9 protein-coding genes are annotated in these 12345 nt (G+C 39.7%); 6 read left to right on the top strand and 3 right to left on the bottom strand.

Annotated elements, in window-relative coordinates; all coding sequences use genetic code 11:
• The first annotated feature begins 119 nt into the window (after positions 1–119).
• The 4 genes from H5187_RS01475 to H5187_RS01460 are packed head-to-tail and all read left to right on the top strand — an operon-like array spanning position 120 to position 5943.
• Positions 120–2639: a circularly permuted type 2 ATP-grasp protein gene (locus tag H5187_RS01475; RefSeq protein WP_182797476.1), complete on the top strand. Its 2520-nt coding sequence runs from the start codon at positions 120–122 to the stop codon at positions 2637–2639.
• Positions 2636–3514, top strand: a complete 879-nt coding sequence (locus H5187_RS01470) for a transglutaminase family protein (RefSeq protein WP_145233166.1) — start codon at positions 2636–2638, stop codon at positions 3512–3514. The genes H5187_RS01475 and H5187_RS01470 overlap by 4 nt, the downstream gene beginning before the upstream one ends.
• Positions 3515–3557: 43 nt before the next feature.
• Complete coding sequence (locus H5187_RS01465) at positions 3558–5012, top strand: circularly permuted type 2 ATP-grasp protein (protein WP_182717435.1); 1455 nt, start codon at positions 3558–3560, stop codon at positions 5010–5012.
• A gap of 1 nt (position 5013) precedes the next feature.
• Positions 5014–5943, top strand: a complete 930-nt coding sequence (locus H5187_RS01460) for an alpha-E domain-containing protein (protein ID WP_182717436.1) — start codon at positions 5014–5016, stop codon at positions 5941–5943.
• An 82-nt stretch (positions 5944–6025) separates the two neighbouring features.
• Here the strand turns inward: H5187_RS01460 and H5187_RS01455 are convergent, their stop codons facing one another.
• The 3 genes from H5187_RS01455 to H5187_RS01445 all read right to left on the bottom strand — a co-directional run bounded on the left by H5187_RS01455 (position 6026) and on the right by H5187_RS01445 (position 9499).
• Complete coding sequence (locus H5187_RS01455; protein ID WP_182717437.1) at positions 6026–7771, bottom strand: AMP-binding protein; 1746 nt, start codon at positions 7769–7771, stop codon at positions 6026–6028.
• Between the two features lie 201 nt (positions 7772–7972).
• A complete protein-coding gene (locus tag H5187_RS01450) occupies positions 7973–8419 on the bottom strand; it encodes a DUF3010 family protein (RefSeq protein WP_145233170.1) in 447 nt (148 codons plus the stop codon).
• A 66-nt stretch (positions 8420–8485) separates the two neighbouring features.
• Positions 8486–9499 (bottom strand): endonuclease/exonuclease/phosphatase family protein, encoded by a 1014-nt coding sequence (locus H5187_RS01445; RefSeq protein WP_182717438.1) that lies wholly within the window; start codon positions 9497–9499, stop codon positions 8486–8488.
• A gap of 258 nt (positions 9500–9757) precedes the next feature.
• Here H5187_RS01445 and thrS point away from each other — a divergent pair, with 258 nt between their 5' ends.
• Together thrS and infC are read left to right on the top strand one after the other, a co-directional pair.
• Positions 9758–11668, top strand: coding sequence for a threonine--tRNA ligase (thrS, locus tag H5187_RS01440; RefSeq protein WP_145233174.1), 1911 nt, complete (start codon positions 9758–9760; stop codon positions 11666–11668).
• A 59-nt stretch (positions 11669–11727) separates the two neighbouring features.
• Positions 11728–12291, top strand: a complete 564-nt coding sequence (gene infC, locus H5187_RS01435) for a translation initiation factor IF-3 (protein ID WP_145233176.1) — start codon at positions 11728–11730, stop codon at positions 12289–12291.
• Positions 12292–12345 lie beyond the last annotated feature (54 nt).

Genomic DNA, 12345 nt, shown 5'->3' with positions numbered 1-12345 from the left:
GACTCCACTTTGACATTACGCAAAGTAGAGTCATTATTTAACAGACGCTTTTGTTAATACAATTACCAACAAATTGAACTAGAATGATAGTTTACTTTTTATAGCGGAGCGCTTTTAGCTTGTACATTAATAATAATACGATGCCAGAGCTGCCTAATTGGTTGTCTTTATACCTTGATAAACGCCACGGTCATGATGAATTGGCGGATCACAGTGGCTTAAACCCTGAGCATTGGGATACTTTATTTAATCGTTTAGCAAGTTTAACCGCTGAAGATGTAAGTAGTCGTGCCATTGAAATTACGCAACTTTTGCAAAATGGCAATATTAAAAGTGAGAGTAATCAACAGTGGCACTTCGATCCACTGCCTTTTATGTTTTCTCGAGCAGATTGGAATACGTTAGAGCAAGGCATAAAACAGCGAACTTTATTACTTAATAAGATCCAACAAGATGTTTATTCTGAGCAAAAGCTACTTTTGAGTGGGAAAATATCACCGCAGCAGCTGTACCAAGATAGTCATTACTTACGTGAAGGATTTAGCTTACCAAGTGATGAGCTAAAACTGTTTTTTACAGCGGTTGATGTGTATCGCGCACCATCGGGTGAATTTAAAGTCTTAGCTGATCATTGCCAATGTCCGTTAGGTCTAGGGCTATTGCTTAAAAACCGCATTATAGCTAGGCGCGTTATGGCTGAAGAGTTTGCTGAATGCAACGTGCAACAAATTAAAGAGTTTTTAAATTTGTTTCAAGAAGGCATTAACGAGTTTATTCATTATATGGATGATCCTCGTATTGTTATTTTAACTCAAGGGATCGATGATCCAAATTATAACGAGCATGCGTTTCTATCTACTTACTTTGGCTATACTTTAGTGCAAAGCGCTGATTTAACAGTGCGTAATGGCGAAGTGTGTTTAAAGTCATTACAAGGGTTGGGGAAAATCAATGTGATTTTACGTTGGATCCCAGATCAAAGTATCGATTCACTTGAACAAACACAATACTCGTTACATGGTATTCCAGGCTTATTACAAGCTGTACGTGAGGGCTCAGTAAAAGTATTAAATCCTTTTGGTAGCGGGGTACTCTCATCACCAGCAATACAATGTAATTTAGCCCAGCTATCAGAGCAACTTTTACAACAACCATTATTACTAGATTGCCCTAAGTACCACAGCATTGAAGATGTTAAATCATCGGATTGGTCACAGTTAGTGTTTGGTAGTTATAAAGATCCTAAACTAACACTTGATGGCCATTTAGACGCGGATAAAATTAAACAACTTATAACTAAGCAACCTAGCGATTATTATTTTCAAGATAAACCCGCATTTAGTAGCGCACCATTTTGGGATGACGGTAAGTTAATTGCAAAACCTGTGGTATTTAGGTGTTATGTATTAACCACAGAAAATGGCATCGAAGTGCTGCCATCGGCACTGTGTTTCTCTTATCAAAATAGTGCTAACGCTAAGGGCGCTGGTTGGCTCAAAGATACTTGGATAAATACCAGTAAAGATATTGATTTAACTGAGCAAAGTGTACCAACACCAATTAAAAAAAGAATGGATGTAAGCTTACTTGAAGGGGTTATATCAAGTCGTACTGCAGAACATTTATTTTGGCTCGGTCGTTATTTAGAGCGCTGTGAAAATACCATAAGAATATTACGTATCTTTATTGATCGTTACACTGAGTTGGCTATTTATCCAGATTTAATACGCCGCAGTACTGTTGCTCGTTTGTTGGCTGCTATCAGCGCTCAGCATATTGTCTACCCTTATGTAGAGCAAGCTATCAAGCTTGAAGAATTTGATAGCGCAGTGTCTAAGCAAACAGCGTTTGCTTTACTCGCTGATGAGCTACGCGCGGGTAGTATAATAAATACGTTACATTATTTAGCGAATGCATCAGTACAGATCCAAGAATTATTGTCCCATGATAGTCGTCGTATTATTGATGAAATCAATGAACAAGTTAAAGTGCTAAAGCATATCAATATCAATATTTCATCACGTGCGATGCAAAGTATTTTAGATAAAGTGATTGGTTTGATCATGGCCTTTAATGGCTCGTTAGTGGATTGTATGCCAAACAGCAATGGCTGGTTTTTACTTGAGATGGGTCGCAGGATTGAGCGCAGCTTACAAATCACCTCATTAACAGGGGCTTTATTAACGCAAGAACTCGAGCAAGCTGAAGAGCTTGGTTTACTCGAAGCGGTTTTGAGTAGTCAAGTTAGCTTAGTGACCCATAAACGTCGCTATAGAATGTATCAAAGTATAGGTACTGGGCTTGAGCTATTATTACTTGATGCAGAATACCCTCGCTCATTACTTTTTCAGTTAGAGCAAATAAACCAGTTATGCAAGCATTTACCGACTAAACGCAGACAGGGAGTGATAGCAGCACATGAAAAAGCAATTTTACTTTCTAAAACGAGTTGCTATGTCACAGAAAAAGACTACCTGCAAAGGACGGACGCTGGAGTTCGTAAACAGTTAATCGAGTTTAACCATAATATTCGCCTGAACTTAAATACCTTTTGTGATGTATTATTATTGCAGTATTTTTCTCATACACAAACGGCGAATAAATTGAATTGGACTAATATTGAGCAAGCTCAATCGTGAAATATAAAATAAAGCATTCCACAACTTACAGTTATGCCGATTTTGTTAGCTTGTGTCAAAACCAAGCACGGTTAACACCAAAAACAAATCGTGCCCAGATATGCCACAGTAGTCGCATAGATATTGAGCCGCCGGCAAATTATCTACAAGAATTTACGGATTATTTTGATAATAAAGTGACCGCGTTTGAAATAGCCACTCAGCATAAAAAACTGAAAGTGACTATGACCAGTGAAGTGGAACTTTTATTAAGTGCAAATATTAACCTCGTCGACACTGATATGCCTTGGCAAGAGGCTCGCGATATCGTCGCAAAGCCAAATACATATCAGCTGTTAAAAACATCGGAGTTTATTTTGCCATCTCAATATACTCCTTTTGTACAGGGTATAAAGGAATACGCTTTAACGTCGTTTTTAGCTGATATTAGCTTGATTTGCGGCTGTAAAGATCTCATGGCACGGATTTTTCATGAGTTTCAGTATGATCCCGGTTTTACTACGATTAGTACGCCTTTGAGTGTTGTTTTTGCACAAAAAAGGGGCGTTTGCCAAGATTTTGCACATTTTGCGATAGCGTGCTTACGCAGTATTGGTTTAGCAGCACGTTATGTTAGCGGGTATATAGAAACAATGCCTCCCGAGGGGGAAGAAAAGTTAGCTGGTGCAGATGCGACCCATGCATGGTTTTCTGTGTTTGTGCCAAGGTTTGGTTGGGTAGACTTTGATCCAACAAACAATGTTATGCCTAATGAGCAGCATATAACACTTGCTGTTGGCCGTGATTTTTCTGATGTCACTCCTTTGAAAGGCGTTGTTTTTGGTGGCGGTACACAATTGCTTGATGTAGCGGTTGATATGATTCGATTGGAGTGATTAAAACAACTCAATATTAATAATGGATAAGGCGGAAGGATGTATGAAAATTGACTGGAAAGCATATCAAACAAATGGCTTTTTTGATGAATTAATAGACGCACAAGGAAATATTCGAACGCATGGTAAACAGTTAGCACAGTTTTTTTCTAGCTTATCAAAAGAAGAATTAGTTAAAGCCAGAGCTGTTGCCGATCTAGCCATAAAAGAAATGGGCATTACTTTTACAGTTTATAATGAAGGCAATATGATCGATAGAGCGTGGCCGTTTGACATTATTCCGCGCACTATTGGTAAAAAAGAATGGCAAACTGTTGAGGTAGGTTTAAAACAGCGTGTTGAAGCGTTGAATCTGTTTATAAATGATTTATACCATGATCAAAAAATAATAAAAGACGGTATTTTTCCAAAAGGCTTACTCGAAAAATCAGTTAACTTTCGCTCTCAATGTGTTGGAATTACTCCGCCAAATAATATATGGGCGCATATCTGCGGCTCCGATTTAGTGCGCGATGGAAATGGCACTATGTTTGTACTCGAAGATAACTTACGGGTGCCGTCTGGGGTGTCTTATATGCTTGAGAACCGCTCAGTGATGAAACGTGTTTTCCCTGAGTTATTCGAACAAGTGTCGATTTTACCAGTTGATGATTATCCTTCACAACTGTTTGATATGTTGGCAGCAATGTCACCTCGTCCAGACGATAAGCCTGAAGTAGTGGTATTAACACCCGGTGTATTTAACTCCGCCTATTTTGAACATTGTTACCTTGCTCAAGAGATGGGCTGTGAATTAGTAGAGGGGCGTGATTTAGTAGTCGAAAAAGACGACTGTGTCTATATGCGCACAATTACAGGCTTGCAACGCGTTGATGTAATTTATCGACGCATCGACGATTTATTCTTAGATCCCGACGCTTTTTTACCTGAATCACAATTAGGTGTACCCGGTTTAATGCGAGCATGGTCGAAAGGTAATGTGGCGTTAGTCAATGCACCCGGTGCAGGGGTTGCGGATGATAAGGTGGTTTATGCCTATGTACCTGACATCATAAAATATTACTTGGATGAAGAACCCAAGATCGAAAATGTGCCAACCTATAAGTGTTTAGATCCTAAAGAATGTGATTATGTTATTAAAAATATCGATAAACTAGTTGTCAAACCTGCAAACGAGTCGGGTGGCTATGGTTTATTGATTGGTCCTAAATCGACTAAAAAAGAGCAACAAGCAACCATTGCACAAATAAAAGCCGATCCACGGAATTGGGTAGCGCAACCAACTCTTGATTTGTCTACGGTTCCGACCCTTGACGGCACAGAGCCTGATGGACGTCACGTTGACTTGAGACCGTTTATATTATCGTCAGGTAAAGACACACAGATCACTACTGGTGGCCTTACTCGTGTTGCGATGGTGAAAGGTTCATTAGTGGTAAATTCATCTCAAGGCGGTGGTAGTAAAGATACCTGGATTGTTGACGAAGAGGCTAAATAATATGTTATCAAGAGTAGGTGAAACTTTATATTGGGTAGCTCGTTACGTTGAACGTGCAGAAAATGTTGCACGGTTAATTAATGTCAACAACATGCTGATGTTGGATTTACCTAAAGGCGTATGTACAGGCTGGGAGCCATTAATAGATATTATTGGCGCGCGTCAGGCGTATGAAGATAAACACGCTGATTACACAGAGCAAAAAGCGCTGCGTTATTTACTTGTAGGTAGTGATAATGGCTCGTCTATTTTAAATTCTATTATCTATGCAAGAGAGAGCGCTCGGACGATCCGAGACGTAATGCCTCGCGATGTATGGGAAGAAATTAACTCCCTTTATTACTATGTAAAAGATAATCAAAAAGAAGGGCTTGCTAAGCGTGGCCGATTTGCTTATCTAAAGAAAATCATCGAATCAGCCCATCAAATCTTTGGTGCTTTAGATGCGACTATTAACCATGACCATGGTTTTACGTTTATCCGCTTTGGGTCGTTAATAGAACGTGCTGATATGACGTCACGAATATTAGACATTCGTTCAGAGACGTTGATCACCAGCGATGAAGCAAAACCTTATGAAAATATTCAGTGGATCAGCTTATTGCGCTCGCTTAGTGCTTATCAAATGTATCGACAAGAGATGAGCGTACGGGTGCAACGTGCTGATGTATTAGAATTCGTGATGCACAGTGAAGTATTTCCACGGTCAATTTTGTTTTGCTTAATAGAGCTGAAAACGCTGATTTCACCTTTGCCAAATTCTACAGAGATTATAAATTTAATAGATGCAGTGGTAAAACAATTGAAAGCTAAAGATGTAAGAGCGCTTAAAAATGGCCACTTACACAATTATATGGATCAAATTCAAATTGAATTAGCGGGCATTCATAATGCATTAGCGCAAACGTATTTTTTAAAACCGCCAGAATAGGTCTGTTAAGCTATTAATCTTATAATACGCCCAAGGTTTTAAATTACATTGGGCGTTATTAACTAACGTGAGCTTTGGCTAATTATGAAAACGCGTTGTCTTTTAATTGTGCTTGCATTTGTTCGCGCATTTTAAATTTTTGCAGTTTTCCGGTAACCGTCATAGGGTAACTTTCAACAAATTGAATGTGTTTTGGTATTTTAAAATAAGCTAATTTATCTTTTAAGAAGCTGCGAATTTCTTGCTCTGTTAACACGGCATCATCTTTAGGCTGCACCCAAGCACATACTTCTTCGCCGTACTTGTCGTCACTGATGCCAAAAATAGCAGCATCTTGCACGCCAGGGTAAGTGTAAAGTACTTCTTCAATTTCGCGCGGGTAGATATTTTCGCCACCACGAATGATCATATCTTTAATTCTGCCCACTATTGCAACAAAACCTTCCGCATCCATTACACCTAAATCACCAGAGTGTAGCCAGCCTTCTTTATCGATAGTTGCGGCGGTTTTTTCTTCATCATTCCAATAGCAACGCATAATACCCGCACCACGGCTGCATACTTCGCCAGCAAGCCCTATTTTTTGTATATTACCCACTTCGTCAATAATTTTTACTTCTGTATGCGCCAGCGCGCGGCCGACGGTAGTAACTTGTTTTTCAATGGATGAGTCAATCTCCGTGGCATTATTAATGGGACTACATTCCGTTTGACCGTAACCGATAACAACTTCATTCATATGCATCAGCGATTGTACTTTACGCATTACTTGCTCAGGACACGTCGAGCCTGCCATGATACCCGTACGTAAACTGGATAAGTCAAAACGAGCAAAATCTTTTAGTTCCAGTTCAGCAATAAACATAGTCGGTACGCCATGCAGTGCAGTACAGCGTTCTTTTTCAACCACCTCAAGCGTGATTGTTGGATCAAAAGAATCTCCCGGAAATACTGCCGTAGCTCCTTTACTTATACATACTAAATTACCTAATACCATTCCAAAACAGTGATATAACGGCACTGGAATACACAGCTTATCATCTGCAGTTAAGCGCATTGCATTAGCCATAAGAAAACCATTATTTAAAATGTTTTTATGGGAGAGCGTAGCGCCTTTAGGATTGCCTGTTGTGCCGGAGGTAAACTGAATGTTGATATCTTGATCTGGTTGCAAAGTTGCACCAATGGCGTTGAGCTCAACGCGGTGGGCGGCCGTTGGCATTGTCATAACTTGACTAAAACTAAACATGCCTGCGGCAGGCTCATCACCAATGCGAATAATATTTTTTAAATAGGGGAGGTTTTTTGCCTGCAGTTGCCCAGCTTTTGCAGCGGCAAGTTCGGGCAGTAATTCATTAAGCATGCCTAGGTAATTACTGGCTTTGAAACTTGAAGCGGTTATAAGAGTTGAACACTCGACTGAATTTAGTGCAAATTGTAGTTCGTTTGGACGATACGCTGGGTTAATACAGACCATGATTGCGCCAATTTTGGCGGTCGCAAATTGGGTTAAGCACCACTCAAGGTTGTTTGGTGACCAGATACCAACACGATCACCTGGTTTTACACCTAAAGCCAGTAACCCCATTGCCAGCTGGTTGATCTGCTGCTGATATTCTTTATAGCTTAAACGAATGTTTTGATGATGCAGTACTATTGCAGGGTGGTCTGGGTTATTGTCGACAATGGAGTCGAAGTAATCACCTATGGTTTTATTGATCAATGCTGGGCTTTGTGCTCCTTTATAGTAGCTATGCTCTAAGCCTGCTGCATCTTTGACTGTTTTATTCGCATCGGTTGCAGTTGTATTATTGTTACTTATTTGCATGTACGGTCTCCGTGTCAATGTTGTGAGAGTCTACTTAGTTAGAAAAACACAGATTGTCGACAAATGAAAGCGCTATACGACCAATGTAGTAATAAAAATGATAAATATTAGGCAATAAAAAACGCTAGCTGTAGCTACAACAAAAACATTGCAGTACACACTAGCGTAGTATCTGATTATAAATTGAACTTTAATTGAAAATTAAAGTTCTTCGCTGCGGTAGGTTTTTTTCATTAAATGTACATATGCATTTACAAACGCATTTTCTTGGTACTTTTTAAGCCCCGTTTCAGCGAAATCAATAGGAATAGGATTACGTTTTAATTGCTCTTTGATCTCGGTTGTGCTGAATAAATAAACACTCAGCTCAGGGATCAATTGAATTGCAGTTTCCATTTTGAAACCGTTCGCACTACCGGCAAATTTACCTTTAGGCGCACGTTGACGAATAGCAACTGAGTCAATTTGATAGTCCTGCATAAGTTTCGCAAAATCAAATTGGAATTTACGCATTACTTCAGTGTCATTACCATTACCTAAGGTAAAGCGAGTTTGGCGAATATCTCGTATATCAAATACATCGTTATCTTTTGTTAAAATACACAGTAGTACGTCACTACCGGTAATTTCTACACCGCATGTTCTCATTGTCATTCTCTAAATAACTAATTTGGGCAGCATTATATCAATTAAACGCCTTAAAAACAGTGCATTTTAAAAACCGATTTCAATCCCAATGCCGCTGTGGTCGCTTACGCAGATATCTTCATCAATTTGGTTTGGATTTAAGTGTTTATCAAAGCTTAGATAGTGCAACGATTTTATCCGCGATAATGCACAATCAGTATTAAAGTGTCCTGAGGTCAAAATATAATCAAGCACATTGCCACGACCTTGATAGTAATGTGTTGCTGGTTTTACTTTACCATTTGCTGATTCACTGCTTAATGCAAACGAATCAGTTAATCCTACAATGGGTTGTTCAAGCTCTAAACAGGGCTCGCAACGAGTAGGGTGAAATCCTTGGGTCATGAATGACAGCGCAGGGCTGTCAATATTGTCGTTAAAATCCCCCATTACTAATGTTGCACAGTTTTTTTCACGCTGGGTTTTTAGCGCATCATAATAAACAATCGAAGCTTCCAGTGAGCGTGATATTTGCGATTGCATCATGCCAACGGTTTGTTGTAATAGATTTAATAAGGGATCGTCTTGATTATGAATGTTTAAAATATGCGCCATTGAATGCACCCGTTGTGATTTAAAGTGCACCACATAGCAGGTTAAATCACCAAATTCAGGTACATCAAAACTGCATTTAATAGGTGTGCGATTAAATTTAAATTCATTTTGATTATTTAAGTACTCAAGTAGTTCTGGGCAAGGGGTGAGTTCGTGACACGCTTGAAAAGGGATTTTCGCGGCAATCGCCACCACAGGGTTAAATAACACCTGTGGATAGAGATGATCACTGCGTGGACTGGCAACAGTAGCAAAATAGTCATAGCCTTGCTCTTTACACAAAATAGCCAATTCTTTGGGGCTAAACACCTCTTGGAAAGCAACAACCGTTGCTTGACTTTGCTGTAGAAAGTCAGTGATAAATTGCTGTTTTTGCCGCCATTGCGTTGCGTTGTAACGTTCATGTAATTGATAAAAAGAATAAGGTGGCGCCGTAAAATTAAGTAAATTTAAAGTGGCAAAACGGATACGATTAGACGTCGTCATTAGGTTATCCAACAGCTGAAATTAAATTAAGTATGAAATGCGAGGGTTATTTGTCAATTTGTCTGGCTAAATACTTGTATTTAGTGGCTCCAAACGCGACAATAACTGCTTGTGTTTGCTAAGACTCAACAAATACATTAACCAAATACGGTTAAAATTAACAATGCTTATTCGTAAAAGCGTTGTCGAGTTATTCATTTTAATTTAATAAATACATGTGATGCATTGTAGGCGTCACCACTGTAGTAAGGACTTATAATGCCAGTTATTACTCTTCCTGACGGCAGTCAGCGTAGTTTTGAAAACCCTGTAAGTACACTTGATGTAGCCAATGATATCGGCCCAGGCTTAGCAAAAGCCACTATCGCTGGTCGTGTTAATGGCACTCGTGTTGATGCCTGTGATTTAATTTCTGACGATTCTCGCCTTGAAATCATCACCGCAAAAGATGATGACGGCTTAGAAATAATTCGTCACTCATGTGCTCACTTGATTGGTCATGCAGTTAAGCAACTGTTTCCTGATGCAAAAATGGCAATTGGTCCAACGATTGATAATGGTTTTTACTATGATATCGATATGGAACATTCATTAAGTCAAGATGACTTAGAAGCTATTGAAAAGCGCATGTTGCAACTTGCTAAAACAAACTACGACGTGGTTAAGAAAACCGTAAGCTGGCAAGAAGCCCGTGATGCATTTGCAGCGCGCGGCGAAATGTACAAAATTCAAATCCTTGACGAAAACATTGCTAAAGATGACCGTCCAGGATTATATCACCACGAAGAATACATCGATATGTGTCGTGGTCCACATGTACCGAACATGCGTTTTTGCCAACATTTCAAAATAATGAAAGTAGCCGGTGCTTACTGGCGTGGCGATTCAGATAATAAAATGTTGCAGCGTATTTATGGCACTGCATGGGGCGATAAAAAGCAACTTAAAGCCTACTTACAACGTTTAGAAGAAGCCGAAAAACGTGATCACCGTCGTATTGGTAAAGCACTTGATTTATGGCATTGGCAAGAAGAAGCGCCAGGCATGGTGTTTTGGCACAACGATGGGTGGAGCATTTACCGTGAACTTGAAGAGTTTGTGCGTGAAAAGTTACGCGAGTACCAGTACGAAGAAGTAAAAGGTCCAATGATGATGGATCGTTCTTTGTGGGAAAAATCAGGTCACTGGGAAAAGTATTCAGAAGCAATGTTTACCACTGAATCTGAAAAGCGTGAATACGCAATCAAACCAATGAACTGCCCAGGTCACGTACAGATCTTTAATCAAGGTTTAAAATCGTACCGTGATCTTCCACTGCGTATGGCTGAATTTGGTTGTTGTCATCGTAACGAGCCGTCAGGCGCACTTCATGGTCTAATGCGCGTACGTGGCTTTACTCAGGATGATGCCCATATCTTCTGTACTGAAGAGCAAATCATGGACGAAGTATCAGCGTGTATCCAAATGGTTTACGATACGTACGAAACATTCGGCTTTGAAAAAATTGTGGTGAAGCTGTCAACACGCCCTGAACAGCGTATTGGCGAAGATCATATGTGGGACAAAGCAGAGCTTGCATTAGCTGATGCACTGAAAGCAAATAACATCGAATTTGATTATTTACCGGGTGAAGGTGCTTTCTACGGTCCAAAAATTGAATTTACTTTGTACGATTGCTTAGACAGAGCGTGGCAGTGTGGTACAGTGCAACTAGATTTTGCATTACCAGGGCGTTTAGGGGCAACTTATGTTGCTGAAAACAACGAACGTCGTACACCTGTTATGATCCACCGTGCAATATTGGGCTCTATCGAGCGCTTTATCGGTATTCTTACAGAAGAGTACGCGGGTTTATTCCCGACTTGGCTTGCACCAAAGCAAGTAGTGATTATGAATATCACTGATAAACAAGCTGCTTATGTGCAGGAAATTGTACAAAAATTAAATAAACTTGGAATTAGAGCCGCTGCTGACTTGAGAAATGAGAAGATTGGCTTTAAAATCCGTGAACATACATTAAAACGTATCCCCTATTTACTTGTTGTTGGTGATAAAGAAGTTGAACAACAAGAAGTAGCAGTACGTACCCGCACAGGTGAAGACTTGGGCAAATTTAATGTTGATGAATTTGTCGCTAAAATTAGCGAAGAAATTAAAAATCGACTATAAAAACTCTGCGTGTAGGGCATACATTTAATTGCTAACTACACGCTTATTATTTGATATTCTTGGAGGAACGTACTATTAGAGGCGGCAAGAAAGGGCAACAAACAGCCCAAAAAAATCGTATTAACGAAGAAATTACAGCTCAAGAAGTTCGCTTAATTGACATTGAAGGCGAGCAAGCTGGAATTCAGTCATTAAAAGACGCGCAAACTATGGCTGATGCCGCTGGTGTTGATCTAGTAGAGATTAGCCCAAATGCTGAGCCGCCTGTTTGTAGAATCATGGACTACGGTAAGTTCATCTTTGAAAAAAGCAAAGAACTAAAAGAGCAGAAGAAGAAGCAAAAGCAAATCCAGATAAAAGAAATCAAATTCCGTCCTGGCACGGATGAAGGTGATTATCAGGTTAAGCTTCGCAACTTACGTAAGTTCTTAGAAGGTGGCGATAAAGCTAAGATTACCATCCGCTTCCGTGGTCGTGAAATGGCCCACCAAGAAATTGGTATAGAATTATTAAACCGTATCAAAGGCGATTTGGAAGAGCTTGCAGTTGTTGAGTCTTTCCCTAATCGTGTTGAAGGTCGCCAAATGGTTATGATGATGGCGCCTGTTGCTAAAAAGCAATAAACAAGCTAAGATACGCAGCGAATTTAGCTCAGGTCACCAAGTAATATGCAAATA

It is taken from the genome of Pseudoalteromonas sp. SG44-1 (assembly GCF_014164315.1).
Taxonomy (GTDB): Bacteria; Pseudomonadota; Gammaproteobacteria; order Enterobacterales; family Alteromonadaceae; genus Pseudoalteromonas; species Pseudoalteromonas rhizosphaerae.
Note: the sequence above shows the minus strand (reverse complement) of the source record. Positions and strands in the feature narration are given on the sequence as shown.

Excerpts from the sequence above, each read along its gene's own strand:
- H5187_RS01455 (WP_182717437.1), bottom strand. The coding sequence starts at position 7,771 with ATGCAAATAAGTAACAATAATACAACTGCAACCGATGCGAATAAAACA.
- thrS (WP_145233174.1), top strand. The coding sequence starts at position 9,758 with ATGCCAGTTATTACTCTTCCTGACGGCAGTCAGCGTAGTTTTGAAAAC.
- H5187_RS01460 (WP_182717436.1), top strand. The coding sequence starts at position 5,014 with ATGTTATCAAGAGTAGGTGAAACTTTATATTGGGTAGCTCGTTACGTT.
- H5187_RS01465 (WP_182717435.1), top strand. The coding sequence starts at position 3,558 with ATGAAAATTGACTGGAAAGCATATCAAACAAATGGCTTTTTTGATGAA.
- H5187_RS01450 (WP_145233170.1), bottom strand. The coding sequence starts at position 8,419 with ATGAGAACATGCGGTGTAGAAATTACCGGTAGTGACGTACTACTGTGT.
- H5187_RS01445 (WP_182717438.1), bottom strand. The coding sequence starts at position 9,499 with ATGACGACGTCTAATCGTATCCGTTTTGCCACTTTAAATTTACTTAAT.